General features: G+C 46.6%; 15 protein-coding genes. 3 read left to right on the plus strand and 12 right to left on the minus strand.

The window, feature by feature from the left end; translation table 11 throughout:
* Positions 1-51: 51 nt before the first annotated feature.
* From P0M28_RS19035 to P0M28_RS19080, 10 genes are all read right to left on the minus strand, one after another.
* Positions 52-1,968 carry a D-apionate lactonase family protein gene (locus tag P0M28_RS19035; protein WP_302204276.1) on the minus strand — a complete coding sequence of 639 codons (1,917 nt, stop codon included), beginning with the start codon at positions 1,966-1,968 and terminating at the stop codon, positions 52-54.
* Between the two features lie 314 nt (positions 1,969-2,282).
* Complete coding sequence (gene hemN, locus P0M28_RS19040) at positions 2,283-3,680, minus strand: oxygen-independent coproporphyrinogen III oxidase (protein WP_302204277.1); 1,398 nt, start codon at positions 3,678-3,680, stop codon at positions 2,283-2,285.
* 30 nt (positions 3,681-3,710) lie between these two features.
* Positions 3,711-4,418, minus strand: coding sequence for a sulfite exporter TauE/SafE family protein (locus P0M28_RS19045; RefSeq protein ID WP_302204278.1), 708 nt, complete (start codon positions 4,416-4,418; stop codon positions 3,711-3,713).
* Positions 4,418-4,852 (minus strand): FixH family protein, encoded by a 435-nt coding sequence (locus P0M28_RS19050; RefSeq protein ID WP_302204279.1) that lies wholly within the window; start codon positions 4,850-4,852, stop codon positions 4,418-4,420. Before P0M28_RS19050 ends, P0M28_RS19045 begins: the two co-directional genes overlap by 1 nt.
* A 68-nt stretch (positions 4,853-4,920) precedes the next feature.
* On the minus strand, positions 4,921-6,339 hold the full coding sequence (ccoG, locus tag P0M28_RS19055; protein WP_302204280.1) for a cytochrome c oxidase accessory protein CcoG: 1,419 nt from the start codon (positions 6,337-6,339) through the stop codon (positions 4,921-4,923).
* A 47-nt stretch (positions 6,340-6,386) separates the two neighbouring features.
* Positions 6,387-7,298, minus strand: coding sequence for a cbb3-type cytochrome c oxidase N-terminal domain-containing protein (locus P0M28_RS19060; RefSeq protein ID WP_302204282.1), 912 nt, complete (start codon positions 7,296-7,298; stop codon positions 6,387-6,389).
* Entirely contained in the window at positions 7,295-7,483 is a 189-nt protein-coding gene (locus P0M28_RS19065) for a CcoQ/FixQ family Cbb3-type cytochrome c oxidase assembly chaperone (protein WP_302204283.1), read from the minus strand. Before P0M28_RS19065 ends, P0M28_RS19060 begins: the two co-directional genes overlap by 4 nt.
* An 86-nt stretch (positions 7,484-7,569) precedes the next feature.
* Positions 7,570-9,744, minus strand: a complete 2,175-nt coding sequence (gene ccoN, locus P0M28_RS19070; protein ID WP_302204284.1) for a cytochrome-c oxidase, cbb3-type subunit I — start codon at positions 9,742-9,744, stop codon at positions 7,570-7,572.
* Positions 9,745-9,747: 3 nt separating this feature from the next.
* The gene (gene ccoS / locus P0M28_RS19075; protein ID WP_302204285.1) at positions 9,748-9,936 is read right to left on the minus strand and encodes a cbb3-type cytochrome oxidase assembly protein CcoS; all 189 of its coding nucleotides are present in this window, start codon (positions 9,934-9,936) and stop codon (positions 9,748-9,750) included.
* A 91-nt stretch (positions 9,937-10,027) separates the two neighbouring features.
* Positions 10,028-11,185 carry an ATP-binding protein gene (locus P0M28_RS19080; protein ID WP_302204286.1) on the minus strand — a complete coding sequence of 386 codons (1,158 nt, stop codon included), beginning with the start codon at positions 11,183-11,185 and terminating at the stop codon, positions 10,028-10,030.
* 177 nt (positions 11,186-11,362) lie between these two features.
* On the opposite strand from P0M28_RS19080, the gene P0M28_RS19085 reads away from it, so the two are divergent.
* On the plus strand, positions 11,363-11,695 hold the full coding sequence (locus tag P0M28_RS19085) for a PadR family transcriptional regulator (protein ID WP_302204287.1): 333 nt from the start codon (positions 11,363-11,365) through the stop codon (positions 11,693-11,695).
* 35 nt (positions 11,696-11,730) lie between these two features.
* Positions 11,731-14,403 (plus strand): ABC transporter permease, encoded by a 2,673-nt coding sequence (locus tag P0M28_RS19090; protein ID WP_302204288.1) that lies wholly within the window; start codon positions 11,731-11,733, stop codon positions 14,401-14,403.
* Positions 14,404-14,443: 40 nt separating this feature from the next.
* On the opposite strand, the gene P0M28_RS19095 is transcribed toward P0M28_RS19090, so the two are convergent.
* Positions 14,444-15,214 carry a DUF2490 domain-containing protein gene (locus P0M28_RS19095; protein WP_302204289.1) on the minus strand — a complete coding sequence of 257 codons (771 nt, stop codon included), beginning with the start codon at positions 15,212-15,214 and terminating at the stop codon, positions 14,444-14,446.
* Between the two features lie 72 nt (positions 15,215-15,286).
* Positions 15,287-17,713, minus strand: coding sequence for a heavy metal translocating P-type ATPase (locus tag P0M28_RS19100; RefSeq protein ID WP_302204290.1), 2,427 nt, complete (start codon positions 17,711-17,713; stop codon positions 15,287-15,289).
* A 161-nt stretch (positions 17,714-17,874) separates the two neighbouring features.
* Here P0M28_RS19100 and P0M28_RS19105 point away from each other — a divergent pair, with 161 nt between their 5' ends.
* Positions 17,875-18,591: a Crp/Fnr family transcriptional regulator gene (locus P0M28_RS19105; protein WP_302204292.1), complete on the plus strand. Its 717-nt coding sequence runs from the start codon at positions 17,875-17,877 to the stop codon at positions 18,589-18,591.
* Positions 18,592-18,693 lie beyond the last annotated feature (102 nt).

Here is an 18,693-nt window from a genome sequence, read left to right on the forward strand (position 1 = left end):
TAGGTTGTTTAAGGTAGTGTTTCAAGTACAACAGCAAATTTTTGCGGTATTTTACTTAGTAGTTTCTGTTGAGGTTAAAAATACTAAAGCATACGGAGGCAGTGAGATAGTATTATGGCATTTCTTGTAATCAGTCGCTAAAAACTCTTCGGGTTGCTGAGTGGCTACCTCAAAACTTGTTTCGTCTAGTAGTTTCATTCGGGTAAATAAATTTTTGGAAAGTTCTACATCCACTGCTTTGGGCTGAAGGTTCGCCAAAATAGCGCGGAACTCATTGCCACTGCGAAACGCTAGCACTTCTATCTGCCATGGGTTGCTCACCGTAGTCGGCAGTACCAAACAGTTTTCTCTTTCCAGTAAAAACCGAAATACTAAATACATTGAATAGACGGCACCCGGTTGGGCAGGAAATAACTCAGAAGAAGCCGTTACTTTGCTTAAAATACCTTTACGTCCAACAGTCTCGAAGTAAGTGATCGCCTCCGCGCCAGCCTGAATTAAATTACGTAAACTCCCCACTGTCCATCCCGCTCCAAATAAAGATAGTTGACGAGTGTCTACAGATGGTGGTAAAGCATCAGAGGCAGGCAGCGAAGTGGCATCGGTAGCGTTAGGGTTACGTCGCATCTTTAGCGTAATCGGAGATACTCTAATCGGAATGTTTTTGGCAAACTGCTTAGCACTGGCTATGGTATAAGCCTGAGCTTGCAGAGTTTCTACCAGTGATTGATTGTCGAAGTGATGCACTTGTGGATTGATCGAGTATGACAGGAAGTCCAGGTTGTCGGCTGATAACCGTTCCCGGTTCAATTCGGTAAAGAAATGATCGGTGCCGCTGCCGATTTTTGTAGTAGGGAAGTGCTGACGAAGCTTAGGTAGTACCTGATTAAGTATTTCTTGTGAAGTAACTTTACGCGACTGCTCAAAAATAAGAATGGCATCAATGGTGGCTGCCGTAGCTATTTCCACAAACTCTGAGATTTGCTCTGGAACGTCAATGTGAAGAGCTACCTCTAACGGCCATTTTAATGTACCTGCTTTAGCCACTGCCCGTCGCCATTTCTTCGGCCAATCAGGGTTGTACAACTGAAGATCTATCCGGTAGTGGTCAAAAGGTACTGCTTTTAGCAAATCAATATCCCGAGAGGCTAAGTCTTCAATCTCCGTTGATTGTCCGATGCCGATAGCAGGCAGTGGAATAAGCGTTTCTGATAGCGTGAAGTGCAATGGTTGCTTATCAACAATGATGCTGGGGAAAGTTTGTTCCAATCGTAGTACTACTTCCTGACGAATTTTCTCTCCGGTTTGTACCGTAACCGGAAAAGGTAAATCCAGTGGAGTACAGTAGGTTTTAAATGAATCATCTGTCCAGTTACGCTGGTCTTCCATCTCGAAAACATCTCCGGTAAACTCTAGCGAAGCAGTGATTTTATCAGCAGGTGACCACTGCATCTGGCGAATATTTCTGAACGGTTGATGAGGGCTGATGTTGGCAGGAAATCGCCCCTCAGATTTTGTGCCACCAGCGTGTTCAATTTGGCAAGCAGCTCCGGCTACACTGGCCGGATGTAATACGCAAAATCCTATCCGGTTGCGCTGAAAAGTGCTGAGTACTTCACCAGACATTGTAAAGCGTACGCTGCCGTCGGCGTTGCCTTGAATAGCGTACTGGGCTAAAAAATCAATCTCACCCTGTTGATAGCGGCAGGTATAAGTAACCGTGAAATGGTTATTATGATTTATAATCTTTTCCTGACTGATTACTGGGGCAATCGTATCCCAATTATGATCGCGCACCGCTGAGTAAATCATGCGTATTATTTCCGCATCGCCTATTCTGATGTACCGCAAATTTCCTTCTTCGTACTGGCACCCAACCTTACCTGCTACCAGTTCAACCGCCGTGGGAGGACGATGGGCTGCGCCGCCGTAATACATTACTTCTTGTAGCGAAGAAAAATAATACATAGCCTCGAAAGGTTGTTGTCAGTGGTAACTTACAAAATTTTGAGAAATTACGACCTACCTGACTCATTGCTTTTTGTCAGGCTTTCTAGCATTCAAACGGGGGAGAGAAATAACGGAAATAAAAAAAGTACCTATGAGAAATCGTAAGTGCTTAGTGGTTCGGAGATATGCTTAGCCATACCAATCATGAGGTGGCGGCTAATCTGAGCTGTAGATCATGAGAACATAAGCACTCTGATGGTGTGATGCTGTCCTAAGACGCTCGTCCGAAGCTACTTAAAGAAACAAATATTCCTACGGCTCCTCTTTCACATTTAAATAGTACTGCTAAACAAGTTAGTTTCGGGCCGTCGGCGCCATAGGCGAGCATCTAGCGACATACAGACGTTGCGGACGAAGGGTTTGCCTTCGGGAAGTACCAGGATGGTACCCTCGCCTAACTTCACCAAACCATCGCGCTCCATCTCCAGCAGGCGTTGCACACCTTGTTGAAGTACTTCCTGTTCAGCGCACTGCCGGTTCCACTGGGTACGGCCCCGGCACATCAGGTTGAGAATATGTTCACGCAACTGCAAATCTTCATCGGTCAGTACGTGGCCCCGCTGTACCGCCAGTGATTCTTTGGTGGATGCGATATAGGCCTCAACGATTTTAGCGTTCTGCCCGAAGGCTGTCCAGGTGTCGCTAATCGCTGAAGCACCCAGTCCAATGAGCAGGCGCGTAGCTTGGGTGGTGTAGCCCATAAAGTTGCGATGTAGTCTACCCGCTTGACTAGCTTGGCTTAGCGCATCGGTATCTAGCGCGAAGTGATCCATACCAATTTCCCGATAGTTGGCCGTTTGTAGCGTCTGTTTGCCCTGCTCGTATAGTTGTCGTTTCACGTCGGAGGAGGGCAAGTAGGGTTCCAGCGACCGTTGGGCGGGTTTCATCCAAGGCACGTGGGCGTAGCTGTAGAAGGCGATTCGGTCGGGCTGAATCTGTAAGGTTTTCTCGATCGTGTCCTGTACCGTCTCGATCGTTTGCTTGGGCAAGCCATAGATCAGATCAAAGTTTACTGATGTAAAACCAATGTGTCGAGCTAGGGTCACCACCTGCTCTACCTGCTGGTAGGTTTGCCGTCGGTTGATGATTTGTTGCACCTCCGGACCAAAATCTTGGATACCCAAGCTCAGCCGTCGGAAGCCCAGATCGTAGAGTGTCTGGAGATGTTGCGCGCTAGTACTGTTAGGATGAGCCTCCAAACTTAGTTCGGTCTTCTCATCCACTTGTCCGCTTTGCAGAATACTTAGTATGAGTTTACGTAGGTTCAACGGGCTGAAAAAGGTAGGAGTACCTCCGCCCAAGTGCAGCTCCCGAATAAGGGGCGGCTCGCCCAGCAGATCGCGGTACTGCTTCCATTCGCGCAATAGGGCTTCAATGTAGGGTGCCTCTACTCGGTGATTCACGGTGATGCGCGTAGTACAGCCGCAGTAGGTACATAGACTTTCGCAAAATGGCAAGTGTATGTACAGGCTGATACCTCGCTGCCGGGTTTTTTGGTAGGTCTGCTGCACCTGGGTGCGCCAGATTGCTTTGCTCGGCGGAGTTTCGTCCCAATAGGGCACGGTGGGGTAGCTGGTATAGCGGGGTCCCGGTACGTTGTATTTTCTGATTAGTTCTTGGTTCAATGGTTCAATGGTTCGATTGTTTTTTAGTCCATAGTCCGCAGTCATTACTCATTATTCATCAATCATTATCCATTATCAACGGCAGATGGTAATTATTTCACCTACGGTCATTTCTCCGGCTAGTACTGGGCTAACGTAGGGGATGTCGAGGGATAGGCCGCGTAGAATGAATAATATTCCTACAGCACTTACTAGCACGGGTACCGCTTTCCTCACTTTGTTGCGCAGTGGCACGCTGATCCACTGGCCTAAAAAGCTGACCCCTAGCATCATTGGTAATGTGCCTAGCCCAAAAGCAGCCATATACACGGCACCTTCGGTGGCGTAACCCGTGGCAATAGCGCCCGCCAAACCAACGTAAACTAAACCGCAGGGCAACAGGCCATTCAAGGTGCCTAGCCCAAACATAGCAGGGTAGGTGCGAACAGCAAATAACCGCTGCATTGATTTTTTTACCCGCCCAATCATTCGGGCGATGTAGTGATTCGGGCTTACTCGAAGTAGTAGCGTAGTGGGTAATGCTACGCCCAAAACAATCAGTATGCCTAACGCCACCGAAAGGGTTTGTTGCAAACCGGCCATCGCTAGGCTCTGTCCTAATAATCCGAATAGTCCACCGAGGAAAGCGTAGGTAGTGATGCGTCCTAAATTATACGCTAACCGGCCTAACCAGCGACGCAGACTTGCCTGATCTCGAACGGGTAAGGCTAGCGCAATGGGGCCACACATACCGAGACAGTGAAAGCTTCCTAATAATCCGATGGCGAAGGCGGTGACAATCATTACTGAATAAAAATAGATTCTTCGGTGAAGTAGGCCGCATCGCCACTTACCCAATCAACCTTGACCTTATAATAGCCTTTAGCTAGTTTATTCGTTGGAATAATCTGCTGCTGATCTGAATTTAGGGCGATCGCTACGGTGCGATCGTTTCGCATATCGGAAGGGCAGAATAGTTGAATGTTCCCTTCTACGTTAGCCGTTAGATCATCGGGAAACTGCACCACCAATTGTTGAGCCTGCTGAGCAAAAGTAAGCGGTGAGTCAAGGGACTGGCTATTAGCAATTTTATCAATTCGCTCTTGGTACCCTAACTCCTGCTGATAGTAATCTTCCGATACCAAGTCAATCGTTTGCTGAAAGCTACGAAATACCAGCACCCCGATAAAGATACCGAACAGACTAAATGCCACTACTATTTTCCATCCCCAGTTCATACCTTTATTATTTGATGATTAATGATTGATGAGTAATGATTAATTAGATGAGAATTAATCATTACTCATTATTGATTTGGTCCTAGAAACGAAGTTTCTACCGTTTCCAGTAGCTCATCTCCGGCGTATACTCCTACCTTTATATCGGTTTTCATCTGTTGAATATCGTCACGATTTAGTATGACAAACACCGCACTTTGAGCCGTGCCCTGCTGCGCTAACTCTAGATATTCCTGACCAACCATCCGCAGCTCGCCTCGCTCGTCCATCAGACGAAGGTGAATTGACAGGTCTTCATTCGTCTTGTTAATAATCTTTATGTTGTACAGATTGCTAATTTGGCCGTTGTCTTGCTCTTGGTACATCATGCCGGGAGTGCGGAGTATACTGGTTTCTACATCAGTACGTATTAGTAGTAAACTGGTCATGACTACCGTCAGTACGAACAGCACTACGGTGTAGGCGATACTTCGGGTAGTCCAGTGTAGTTTTTTGCCTTCGGCAATTCCTTCTTCCGAGGCGTAGCGCACCAGCCCCTTTGGCAGCCCTACTTTCTCCATAATGTCATCGCAGGCATCAATACAAGCGGTGCAGTTGATGCATTCCAGCTGGGTGCCATTGCGAATGTCAATTCCGGTGGGGCACACGTGAACGCACTGCTGGCACTCAATACAATCGCCTTTTCCAGCTTCGTCCCGATCTTCGTTTTTGCGGAACTTACCGCGAGGTTCGCCCCGCTGATGATCGTAAGCTACTACCACCGACTGCCGGTCAAGTAATACTCCCTGCAAGCGACCGTAGGGACAGATGCTGGTGCATACCTGCTCGCGTAGTCGGGCAAAAACAAAGTAGAAGACTGCGGTAAATATCAGAATAGCTCCTAAACCCGCCAAGTGCTCGCTAGGTGGATCAGTCACAATCTCAATCAACGCTTCGCTACCGATGATGTAGGCCAGAAAAGTGTTGGCAATGAGAAAAGAAATGGCGAAGAAAATTGAATGCTTGCCCACTCTCTTAATGATCTTGTCCTGATCCCAATCGCGACGGTCTAAGGCCCTTTGGGCGGTATAGTCTCCTTCAATCCAGTATTCTATTCGGCGAAAGACCATCTCCATAAAGATAGTTTGTGGGCACACCCAACCACAAAATAATCGTCCGTACACGGCGGTAAAGAGCACAATGAAAATTACGAGCGTGATCATAGCCAGCACGAACAGGTAAAAATCTTGGGGCCAGAACACCTGTCCAAAGATGACGAACTTTCGTTCTAATACATTGAGTAACAGCAGTGGCTCTCCGCCAATCCGTATAAATGGGCCAGCGAAGAGAAAAGCTAACAAAGCAACGCTAACCCAGATGCGAGCCGAGTAGAATTTCCCTTTCGGTTTTTTAGGATAAATCCAAATTCGCTTGCCCTGCTCGTCTACCGTGGATACTTTATCTCTGAATGACGGCTGGTCAGGTTCTATGGTTGTTTGATCGCTCATATTTTTAGCGGGGTTCTGGGGGCAAGGGGCAGGGTGTTCTGCTCCCTTTAGTTTAAGGCCAACTCTTCGTCTCGTTCGTACGGCTCGCCCTGAGGTTCTTTGGCATTCGGTGGCTCAGTGCCCTCCAGGGTAATAATGTAGCTAGATAAATCTTGCATCTCCACGGGACTCAACTGCGACTTCCAGGGAATCATACCTTTTTCTGGTACCCCATTCTTGATTATTCTGAAAATATCTTTCACGTCACCTCCGTGAATCCAGTAGGTATCAGTGAGATTGGGACCAACCCCGCCTTCGCCCGCCATACCGTGACAAGCCGAGCATTTTTGGGCGAACATTTTCTGTGCAGCATCCAGTCGGCCGGCATCACTGATGAAGGTTACATTAGTTTCATCTACACTGTTGCCCGCGGTGGCTAGGTAAGCGTCTACTTCTAGTTTAGCCTGCGCCATCTCCTGCTCATATTCCTCCTCCTGAAACGAGCCTAAACTAAATACGTGGAAGTAGAGCAGGTACACTACGGCAAATACAATGGTAACGTAAAACATGGCCTTCCACCAGGGCGGTAGGTTGTTGTCTAGTTCGTAGATACCGTCGTACTCGTGGGTAGTCATCACCTCCGCTTCCCGCTCAATCGGTACCGCATCGTTTACTTGGGTTAAAAACTTCTGATACCAAGGTTTGTCCGGTTCTACTAATTCACCACTCGGACTTACTTTCGAAGTAGGGAACAGTACATTGCTCATCATTTTGATGACTACCAATAAAATAACCACCACTATGAGTAGTACCACCTCCAGTCCCATCAGTCCCCAGACAATGTACTGCTCAATGTTGCTCATGCCCATGTTTGAAGCAGGAGCAGCCTCCTGAGCAGTAGCGATTACGGGCAAGAAAGGAAGCAATGCTCCAATTAGCCAGGGTAGTATTCTTTTACGATGGTTGATAAAACGCTTCATAGTGAGTCGGTCTGAGGTTCTTGGTCGAGAGGAAGTTGTTCTACTTCGGCAATGTATTCCTTACTAGAGCGGAATACCCAAATGAGCAGCACAACAAAGAAAGCAAAGAAGATAAGAAACGAGATCAGCGGAAAAATCTCAATCCCGGTAATCGTTTCCATATGGTGTTTAATGAATTTGAGCATAACTGTAATGATTGATGACTAATGATTGACGATTGATGAGTAATGACTGTTAGCTTAGTGGTTCATTAATCATTACTCACTATTCATCAGTCATTATTTTTTACTTGTATATCGGTTCCCAATCGTTGTAGGTAAGCAATTAGGGCGATTATTTCTTTTTCGGGGCTTACCTCAACTCCGCTTTCTTTCAGGCGCGCCACAATTTCTGCTGATTGTTGGTTCAGGTCAGCTAGGGCTTGATCTTCGTAACCCGGTTCGTAGGGAACGCCTAGCGTCCGCATGGCATTGATAATATCGGCGGTATTGCTAGCATCTAGGTCGTCTTCCAGCAGCCAGGGGTACGGTGGCATAATGGAGCCGGGCGACATGGATTCGGGATCGTACATATGGTGGTAGTGCCAAGAATCCGGGTATTTACCCCCTACGCGCAGCAAATCAGGGCCAGTACGTTTAGAACCCCACAAGAACGGATGATCGTACACAAACTCACCAGCTTTAGCGTATTCCCCATAACGCTCAGTCTCGGAGCGGAACGGACGAATCATCTGCGAATGGCAGTTGTTGCAGCCTTCACGAATGTACAGGTCACGCCCCTGAAGCTCTAGTGGAGTATAGGGTTGCACACTACTGATAGTTGGTACATTTGACTTCACCAGGAAGGTAGGAACCAGTTCAACTAGCCCTCCGATAAGAATAACGATCAGGCTGCCCACAAGCATAACTATCGGACGGTGCTCAAACAACTTGCGGTGCCAATGCTCGTTCTTCGGACTTTGGTATTTTTTAGTCAACGGCATAGCCTGAGCGGTCTCTTCTCGCTGGAAAGAACCACTGTAGGCCGTTTTAATCAGATTGTAGGCCATAATAAGTGCCCCAGTGATATACAAAGCACCGCCACCGGCTCGTAACATATACATGGGACGAATCTGCTCTACAGTTTCTAAGAAGTTAGGGTACGCTAGTAAACCTTCCTGAGTAAATTCTTTCCACATTAAGCTCTGGGTAAAACCGGCCCAGTACATTGGTAGGGCGTAAAAGATAATCCCCATCGTTCCCAGCCAGAAGTGCATATTGGCCAGCTTACTAGAATACAATTTAGTTTGGTACAGCCGGGGAATTAGGTAGTAGAGCATCCCGAAGGTTAAGAAACCGTTCCAGCCTAATCCACCAACGTGTACGTGGGCTACAATCCAGTCGGTGAAGTGAGCGATAGCATTCACGTTCTTCAGCGAGAGCATCGGGCCCTCAAAAGTGGCCATGCCGTAGCAGGTAATAGCGACTACCATAAATTTGAGTACCGCATCTTCGCGCACCCGATCCCAGGCACCGCGTAAGGTGAACAGACCGTTAAGCATTCCGCCCCAGGAGGGGGCAATCAGCATAATTGAGAAAACTACGCCCAGCGACTGCGCCCAGTTAGGTAATGTGTTGTAGAGTAAGTGGTGCGGCCCGGCCCAAATGTAGATAAAGATCAACGCCCAGAAGTGAATGATTGATAGGCGGTAGGAGTACACCGGGCGATTAGCCGCTTTAGGTACGAAGTAATACATCAGCCCCAGGTAGGGAGTGGTTAGAAAGAACGCTACGGCATTGTGGCCGTACCACCACTGCACTAGGGCATCTTGCACCCCGGCGTACCAAGAGTAGCTCTTGAACAGAGCAATCGGTAGCTCGAAGGAGTTAACAATGTGCAGTACCGCCACGGTAACGAAGGTGGCAATGTAGAACCAAATAGCCACGTACAGGTGTCGTTCGCGCCTTTTCAGGATAGTTCCGAACATATTCCAGCCAAATACTACCCACAGCAGCGTGATGGCGATATCGATGGGCCACTCTAGCTCAGCGTATTCCTTACTAGTAGTAATACCCAATGGCAGCGTAAGCACTGCCGACAGAATGATAAGTTGCCAACCCCAGAAGTTGATACGACTCAGGGTATCGCTAAACATGCGGGTTTTACAAAGTCGCTGTAGGGAGTAGTATACTCCGGCAAAAATACCATTGCCCACAAAAGCAAAGATCACCGCATTGGTATGCAGTGGTCGAATCCGTCCGAACGTTAGGAAAGGCAAATCAAAGCTCAGGGCGGGGTACACAAACTGCAACGCTACCAGTAGGCCGACAGTCATGCCAATAATGCCCCACACGGTGGTTGCAATTAAAAACAGCCGGACGATGGTGTTGTCGTAGCGAAACGTTTCTAGTTGTTGAGAAGGCTCTATCGGGGGGCGATCCGACGTCCGTACAGTAGTAGTAGACATAGGCTATTTCTTTGAAGGGGTAGGAGAACTGGATTTTTTTTGTTTGGTGGGTAAATTGTCGTCAAACAGCATTCGCACCGAAGGAGTGTAGTCGTCTTCGTACTGCCCGCTGGTGCTGGCCCACAAAAAAGCCAGCAAAAATACCAAGGCTACGGTCAAACTCACTCCGATCAATAGAATCAATACACTCATTCAGGCTGCATTTTCCCTACAAAGAAAGAGTAAGAAAGAGAGGCAGAGAATGATGCGGATCAGCTAAAAACTTGACTTTCGTCAGGTTTTTTTAGGAGAATAGATCAGTGCATTTGTTCCAGGGAAGTACAGTGTAGTTTGATCTGTTTTGCGAGGCATTGCCGCCGTAAATCAGGTATGAGGAAGCTTCGGTAGAGGCAATTTTTTGGTAGAAATCTAATCCTCGGAAAAATTCAGGACGAATGGTTTTGCCTGATTTTATTTCGGCGATTCTAACCCGCTCGCTATCTTCAGAAAGAAAGTCTACTTCATGGCCAGTGTTGTCGCGCCAAAAGTAGTCAGTAGGCCGTTGTCCTCGATTATACTGGTGCTTTTGCAGTTCAGCGATAATGAGAGACTCAAATAGTTCACCTTTCAGATAGTGACTACTTAGCTGATCAGAACTTTTAATTCCTAGTAATGAGCAAGCCAAGCCAGTATCGTAAAAGTAAATTTTGGGCGTTTTAACTAGTCGCTTCCCATAATTCCGGTAGTGCGGACGCAACAAGAAAACAATATAGCTGGCCTCTAATACAGACACCCACGACTTGATTGTTTTAGTATCAACTCCGGTTTCATTAGCTAGCGATGCCATATTAAGTAACTGTCCGGTACGTCCGGCGCATAATTTCAGAAAGATTTGAAATGTAGTAAGATCTTTCACTTGGGTAATCTGCCGTACATCTCGTTCCAGGTAGCTTTGGATATAGTCAGGAAGCCAATCCTGGGGGGCTAAATTCTGGTCGTATAAGCGAGGGTAGAAACCTTGGTATAGCCAAGGTAGATAGTCATCAACGGTGTAGCCTTCAGCTTGCAATTCATTTATTGACAGTGGTAACAAATGAAAGATCGCACTGCGCCCCGCTAAGCTCTGTGATACTGATTGGGCCAACGAAAAATTCTGTGACCCCGTGAGTACAAACTGTCCCGCCCTTTTTTCTTCATCCACCATTCCTTGCATGTATGATGTGAGGTTGGGCACGTGCTGTACTTCATCAATAATCATCCGCGGGGCTAATTGCAGAAATCCCCGGGGGTCAGTAGAGGCATATTCCCGGGTATCAGGATACTCCAGATTATAGTAGCTATGTTCGGAAAAAACTGACCGTACTAAGGTTGTTTTGCCCGACTGCCGGGGGCCGGTAACGGTAATTACCGGTAGCTTTTCTGCCGCTTTCTGTACTGCCTGCGATAATGTACGATGTATCATAGAGCAATATACGCTTTTCTTACAAATATGGAGTTGAATTCCATATTTGTAAATTACGTAAACGCTTTTGATCAATATGTTTTCATCAATTGAGAAGCTTAGTTGAAATGAATTTACTATAAAATAGGAAGTATAACTTGAGTTTTCTATATTATCGTCATTTACGAAACATATCTGATGAAAGGAACAAACCTTGGTGAATTTCAGGAACTGGTCATGCTCACGGTCGGACTATTGTACGACAAGGCGTACGGGGTGAGTATCAAAGATGAAGTAAAACGGCAAACTGGAAGAACGGTGACGCTCAGCACGGTACATGCGGCGCTGAATCGGCTGGAAGATAAAGGCTTTCTGGTTTCGTGGATGGGAGAAGCTACAGAAGAGCGAGGCGGGCGTCCCAAACGATTATTTAGAATTACTGCCTACGGCAAGCAAGCCCTAGAAGAAAGTCGCCAAGTACGCAACCGGATGTGGGAATTGATTCCGAAAGTAGCCTGGGACCACATTTAATTCGGTAGTAATCGTTCTAATCGACCAACCTAAGTATGAAGCAAAAGACACCTAAACCTCCTAAGTTTGCTAACCGGCTACTTGCCTGGTTTTGCCGAGCAGAACTGCTACCCGAAATTCAAGGCGATTTACATGAACTGTACGTGCGCTGGGTAAAGCGGTACGGTTTACGAAAAGCGCAAGCACTGTATTTTTTCAATATTCTATTTTTCTTCCGTCTGTTCGCTATCAAGCGGAAAGGCTATGTTTTACCCATTACTTCCCGAGCTATGCTTCGCAACTATTTTTTAACCGCCTGGCGTCAGGTACAAAAGAGTAAACTTCACACCGCCATTAACGTGTTCGGCCTAGCGGTAGGAATCGCTGCCTGTTTGGTCATTGCGCTAACTGTGCAACATGAGTTTAGCTACGATCGCCACCATCCTGACCTTGAGCGTATTTATCGGGTGACGACCCATACTAAATTTACCGACGAGTGGTTTCCGAATGGAGGAATACCGGCTCCGGTTCCTCAAGCTATCCGAGAGGATTTTTCGGGATGGGAAGCGTTAACTGCCGCTCATACCGTACACACTACTAACGTAAAACTTCCTGACGATAGCAGTCTGGGTGAGCAAAAGCATATCGTTATTGCCGAGCCAGACTATTTCAAAGTATTATCTGGCTATCAATGGAAGATAGGTAACCCTGAACAATCACTGACTAAACCTTACCAGGTGGTACTTACCGAAAGTCAGGCGAATAAATACTTTGGCCATCAAGAAGCAGTAGGAAAAACTGTCGTCTATTTTGATTCAATAGATTTTGTGGTATCAGGAATTTTAGAGGATAATTCGTCCAACACCGATCTTCCGTTTACCGACTATCTTTCTTACACCACACTATATTCCAACGAACAGTTGGCTGGAAACTACGGGCTGGAAAGTTGGCGAAGCACAAACAGTAGTTCCCTAGCCTTTTTAAAGCTTTCTGAAGAAACTTCTCCCCAAGATATTGAACAGAAATTTCCGTTACTAATCGAGAAATATATGATGAAAGAAGGGGATGATACTACGTGGAAGTTCGGTTTGCAACCCCTCACAGAAATGCACTTTGATGCGGACTATCGTCTTGATCAACAACAGATTGCACATAAACCCACGCTCTACGGATTAGCCTTAGTAGCACTGTTTTTATTGCTGATCGCTTCGGTGAATTTCATTAATCTGGAAACGGCTCGGTCGGTACTACGCTCTAGGGAGGTAGGAGTTCGAAAGGTGCTGGGTAGCAGTCGAGTACAGCTTGTTCAACAGTTTCTGGGCGAAACTTTTCTAATCACTTTGCTATCAGCAGTATTAGCTATTCTGGTAGCCAAATTAGGCATGAACTATTTCGCCGAAAGTTTACCCACTGACTTATCACTTAGCGTACTGTGGAAAGGTCAGGGATGGCTGGCGTTGTTAACAATTATTATCGTAGTAAGCTTTTTAGCCGGTACCTATCCGGCTTGGGTACTATCTGCTTATTCTCCGGTTTCAGCACTAAAAAGTCAGGTAGTTAGAACTTCCAGAGCAACCAGAAAAGCCTATTTTAGGAAAGCCCTGATTATTTTTCAGTTTGCCGTTGCCCAGGCATTTATTTTGGGAACGCTCATCATTGATAGTCAACTGCACTATCTGCTTAACAAAGACATGGGCTTCAAAAAAGATGCGGTCATCCATTATCGTCCGGAGAACTGGTGGCGAGATACTACGGAAAACCGCTTCTTAGTGGCCAATGAACTTCGTACACTTAGCAGTGTATCAGCAGTAAGTCTCAGTGGTCGCTTACCAGCCTCTACTGGTTGGAGCACCCGAACGGTTTCTTATGTTGATGATACGATAAAGACCGAGGTTAGCATCACTATCAAAGAAGCGGATACTAGTTTTCTTCGCGTATACGGCATCGATTTGTTAGCCGGGCGCAACTATTTTCCGAGTGACACGACCAATGAACTGCTGCTCAATGAGACTGCCGTTAAGGCTTTCGGGTTTGAGCATCCTAATGATGCAGTGGGTGAGCTAATCCGAATTAACGAAAATAAGGAGCTTCCGGTAGTGGGAATTGTACGAGATTTTCACGATGGGCCGTTGCATAAGAAGATTAGTCCGGTGATGATGGGTAGCAATCGGCATAACTCTGGAAGCACGAGCATTCTGTTGGCTACTAAGGGCAAAGATGCTTCAGATGTACAATATGCCTTAGCCCAGATTGAAGAAATCTACAGTAAGTTCTATCCCGATCAGTCGCTCAATTACGAGTTCTATGACGAAACAATCGCTAACTTCTATGCCACTGAACAGCGAACAGCCAAATTGATCAACGTAACCACTGGTCTTGCCATTTTTATTAGCTGTCTGGGTTTACTCGGCTTAGTTTCCTTTGCTACCCACCAGCGGGTGAAGGAAATTGGCATTCGGAAGGTGCTGGGTGCAACGGTTGCCCAGCTAATTGCTCTTTTCTCTCAGGAATTTGTGAAGCTGGTGTTAATCAGTTTTATCATTGCTGCACCTTTAGCTTGGTATTTTGCCCAGGAGTGGCTTGCGGGTTTTGCCTATCGTACCGACTTGGGAGTGTTCACTTTTCTGCTGACCATCCTTTCGGCGTTGGGCTTAGCCTTGCTTACCGTTGGCTTGCGGTCTTGGCGAGCGGCTATGGCTAATCCAGCTGATTCGTTGAGGAATGAGTAAGTAGAAATAACTTCAGTATCCGCTAGAAAACAAATGGCAGCTATTCCTCCGAGTGTCGTACGTAATCCAGCTTTTTCGATTTGTCTTTTCTGAAATCAAAGGTGCCGTAGAAGAATAGGCGAAACGTGTGATTGAGGTTATACTCAAAGCCGGAGTTTCGCTGCTGAAACACCATCATATAACCGGTGTCTAAGCTCCACTGAGGACTCATTCGGTACTTAATTCCGACGGTAAGGCGGTTTTGGTTGAAGGTGTTAAACACCACTTTTTTGCCGAAATTGAGGTGCATTTCATCAGCAAGCAAAAACTGGGTGCGTCCTCCTTCCCGAAAAGGAATGCTGGCGCTGAGGAGCATTCGTACCCGATGAATTATGTAGTGGTCGTTTAGTGATTCTCCGTTAACTCGAGTGTTGAAAATGCGCTGCTCGTTACGAACCCGAAACAGGGTGTTTACTCCTGGGTAACGGTGCGAGAAGCTCACTTGCTGGTAAATACGGTTTTCGTTGAGATAGTTTTCCCAAGGCTCTTCATTCAACGAAGCAAGCCACAGATGAGCGTAACCACCGGCCACTCGTAAGTTTCGCTTAATTGAGTATTGCACTCCCCCCCTTATAAAATAGAAGCTGGGAGCGCCGATAAAATTGGTGCGCCGAATGTGCGTATCGCTGAGTACTCCCCAACGATTGGTCAGTTGATAAAGGTTGTTCACCGATATCCAGGCATGGTCGTTCTGAATAATTTGCTTTTCGGTTTGCGCCTGAGCAACCAGACTTAACATTAAAAGACTGAGGGTGATAATAACTGCTTTCAAGATGGTAGGTTTGGTGGTATAACTTTTCACTAATCCGCGTAAGGCAATCGCCAAGTCGGTTGTTACCGAGTGTTAGCGACGTAGTATCATCTTCCCCCACCCGTTCACTGCCAAGGTAATGAAGCCCACTACAGTTACTGAGCTGAGTGGCATTAAAATAGCGGCAATCAGGGGGGTTAACAACCCACTTATCGCAAACGATAGACCGACTAGGTTATAAAGAAAAGATAGTACAAAGGCCCATTTTACGATTCGTAAACTAACCTGCGAAAAGCGTAGGAAGCGGCTGAGATTTGGCAATTGATTGGCATCCAGAATGGCATCACAAGCCGGAGAAAATTGATACACATTATCGGCTACCGCAATGCCCACGTGGCTTTGTTTGAGGGCACCGGCATCATTCAAACCGTCGCCTACCATTAGCGCGCGATTGTCGTTTTCTTCCAGCGTTTTTAGATAGTTTAGTTTGTCCATCGGCGACTGCTGAAAATGTAACTCCTGAAAGTACGGCGCCAGATTAGCTCGTTCTCGATCTTGATCGCCCGATAGTAAATGAGTAGGATACTGCTTTCGTAATTGCTGCATTAGTGCAGTAAAGCCCGGACGATAATGATTAGCAAAGCGATAATAACCGCGTATTTGGTTGCCAATGCGGACGTATACCTGAGTTGTGTTGGTATCTGCTTCTGATGAATGGCCGACCCAAGAAGCTGATCCAAGCCGTATTTCTACGCCAGCCACTTCGGCAGTTATTCCCTGCCCGGCTTGTTCTTGAAACTGGGTGAGAGGCTGTAGAGGCAAATGATTGGGCAAGCTGCGGTAGATCGCCTGGCTGAGCGGATGAGTGGAAGTACGCGCTACGGTGCGAATCCACGATTGCTCTTCTAAGCTGAGGGGTTCGCCGACAAACGGTATTTTTGAGGGCTGAGCTTGCGTAATTGTTCCGGTCTTATCAAAGACAACATGATCGATACTGGCTAACTTTTCTAACGTTTCAGTATTCTTTAGATACAATCCTCGCTTACCCAACAGACGTTGGGCGTGCCCGAAGGTGAATGGAATGGATAGTGCTAACGCACAGGGGCAGGCTACGATGAGTACGGAGGTTACTGCGTTCATCATCATGCTACTATCGTGAAGGTACCAGTACCCTGCCGTAGCTACACTGATTACTAGAATAACCCAAGTAAAGTACCTTCCTACCTGATTTGCCAGTGGGCTTAGACTGGCATTCATAGGTTGGGTAAACACTCGCTGGTTCCACAGATCAGTTAGGTAGCTGTTCGTAACGGGCTTGCGTAGCTCAATAGTCAGTGGGCCGCCCTGTTGCCTTCCTCCGGCGTACAGATAATCACCACTTACTTTCTCAACTGGTTCAGACTCACCCGTTACAAAGCTATAATCAATACGAGCCTCACCCCGAAGTAAAATAGCATCCGCCGGAATAAGCTCTTGGTGGCGAATTAGTAATTGGTCGCCCACTTCAATGCCTTTTAGCGGAGTAGTTACTTCCTGCTGATTAACTAGCCGAGTGACCGCAATGGGAAAATACGAGGCATAATCGCGGTCGTAAGACAGTGCCTGGTAGGTTTTGTTCTGGTACCATTTGCCGATGAGCAGAAAAAACACCAGCCCGGTAAGTGAATCAAAGTAGCCAGTGCCCGTCTGGGTAATCACTTCGTAACTACTTCGTCCGAAGAGGGTGAGCAATCCTAGCACAATCGGTACATCTAGCGTTAACATCCGGTGGCGTAGTCCCTTAGCGGCTCCAGAGAAATAAGAAGATGCGGAATAGAAAAAAACGGGTAAGGATAATAGGAGAGTCAAGTAGCTAAAGAGCGTGCGATAGGTCGGACTTAGTGAAAAGTCGGCATCCAGGTAATCGGGTAAGCTCAGCAGCATTACATTGCCGAAGCAAAACCCGGCAATCCCGATTTTTAAGATCAGATCGTTACGCGTACTTGCTTTTTTTTCGGTTGGTGCAGCTAACGAAATATCGGCGGTATATCCTACCGATTGCAGCAGCTCCACCAACGAGCGCAACGAAAGATCTTCGTGGCGAAAGGTGATGCTTACTTTTTTCTTCAGAAAGTGAACCCGAGCCTGCATAATATTAGCATTGAGCTGGGGTAAGCGTTCCAATAACCAAATACAGGCACTACAATGAATGGCTGGCAAGAACAGCGTAACTCGGCTAATTTCGCCCTCCTGAAAATCGAGCAGCGAAGTTTGTACTTCCGGCAAATCTAAAGAAGCCCATTGGGTAGACACTACTGACTGCTTTTGCGAAGCTCCAGGAGTGTTTTCTAAAGCATAGTAAGTATCCAGTCCGCTACTCTGAAGAATATCGTGAACCGTTTGGCAACCCCGGCAACAAAAACTTTTATTATCTTGTATAACAACCTCATCGGTGCAATCCTCTCCGCAGTGAAAACAGGCTGGGGATGCCTTAACCGGGGGCGCCTCAGCCGGGGGTGTCATACTTATTGTCTCTGCCATTTCTCAATGCCTTATGCGAAGTAAAATTGCATAAGAATTAGCGGTTACTGTGTGACGATAATCATACTAAAAATTGATTTATATCAGCTTTTGTAGGTAGTTTTCATCAACTTCGCTATCTTCTATTTCGTTTGATATAGTAGAAACTAACACTACTGACCATGAAAAATAATGCTCGTCATCCTTCTATCGCTTGTGAGGCTTGTGGTTCTCGAGGCAACTCTTTGTTTGGGGCACTATGCAGCCACCAACTCACTAATATATCCGATAATAAATCGTGTACGCTGTACAAAAAAGGGCAGGTGCTATTTCACGAAGGCACGCGCCCACTCGGGGTATTTTGTATTAACCGGGGCAAGGTAAAGGTTTATAAGCTGGGCTACGATGGCAAAGAACAGATTACTCACATTGCTAATGATGGTGGCTTGCTAGGTTACAAAGCGTTGTTGGCTGAAGAAACGTATCAGGTATCAGCCGAAACACTGGAAGATTGTACCATCTGCTTTCTGCCCAAATCTACTTTCTTACAAACACTGCAAGAATCTTCCGATTTTAATCAGCAGATTATGAAGCAGGTGTGTCACGAGTTAGGACTAATGACCGAAAACCTTACTAATCAGGCGCAACGCACGGTGCGGGAACGCTTGGCTATTACCCTGCTTAAACTCAAAGACACCTACGGAATGGATGCTCAGGACGATGGGCCAATTGAGATCAATCTCACCCGCGACGATTTAGCCAATATGGTAGGCACCGCCACCGAAACACTAATTCGCTTGCTGCACGAATTCAAGGAGGACGGTTTGGTCTCTACACAAGGACGTAAGATTCGGGTAGAAGATTCTCAAGGTTTGGTGCGAACCGCTAATTTGTACTAGGCGGTAAATCTTTGAAAAAGCTGGGTATTATCTGTCTTTAGTCTGACTTTCGTCATTTTTCGTAAGTAGCATTCTCGGTACTTTGGCAGAAGATTAAATTTT

The organism is Tunicatimonas pelagia (assembly GCF_030506325.1).
In the GTDB taxonomy this organism is placed as follows: domain Bacteria; phylum Bacteroidota; class Bacteroidia; order Cytophagales; family Cyclobacteriaceae; genus Tunicatimonas; species Tunicatimonas pelagia.

Coding starts and splice junctions, on each gene's coding strand:
- P0M28_RS19035 (WP_302204276.1), bottom strand. CDS start 1,968: ATGTATTATTTTTCTTCGCTACAAGAAGTAATGTATTACGGCGGCGCA.
- hemN (WP_302204277.1), bottom strand. CDS start 3,680: ATGACTGCGGACTATGGACTAAAAAACAATCGAACCATTGAACCATTG.
- P0M28_RS19045 (WP_302204278.1), bottom strand. CDS start 4,418: ATGATTGTCACCGCCTTCGCCATCGGATTATTAGGAAGCTTTCACTGT.
- P0M28_RS19050 (WP_302204279.1), bottom strand. CDS start 4,852: ATGAACTGGGGATGGAAAATAGTAGTGGCATTTAGTCTGTTCGGTATC.
- ccoG (WP_302204280.1), bottom strand. CDS start 6,339: ATGAGCGATCAAACAACCATAGAACCTGACCAGCCGTCATTCAGAGAT.
- P0M28_RS19060 (WP_302204282.1), bottom strand. CDS start 7,298: ATGAAGCGTTTTATCAACCATCGTAAAAGAATACTACCCTGGCTAATT.
- P0M28_RS19065 (WP_302204283.1), bottom strand. CDS start 7,483: ATGCTCAAATTCATTAAACACCATATGGAAACGATTACCGGGATTGAG.
- ccoN (WP_302204284.1), bottom strand. CDS start 9,744: ATGTCTACTACTACTGTACGGACGTCGGATCGCCCCCCGATAGAGCCT.
- ccoS (WP_302204285.1), bottom strand. CDS start 9,936: ATGAGTGTATTGATTCTATTGATCGGAGTGAGTTTGACCGTAGCCTTG.
- P0M28_RS19080 (WP_302204286.1), bottom strand. CDS start 11,185: ATGATACATCGTACATTATCGCAGGCAGTACAGAAAGCGGCAGAAAAG.
- P0M28_RS19085 (WP_302204287.1), top strand. CDS start 11,363: ATGAAAGGAACAAACCTTGGTGAATTTCAGGAACTGGTCATGCTCACG.
- P0M28_RS19090 (WP_302204288.1), top strand. CDS start 11,731: ATGAAGCAAAAGACACCTAAACCTCCTAAGTTTGCTAACCGGCTACTT.
- P0M28_RS19100 (WP_302204290.1), bottom strand. CDS start 17,713: ATGGCAGAGACAATAAGTATGACACCCCCGGCTGAGGCGCCCCCGGTT.
- P0M28_RS19105 (WP_302204292.1), top strand. CDS start 17,875: ATGAAAAATAATGCTCGTCATCCTTCTATCGCTTGTGAGGCTTGTGGT.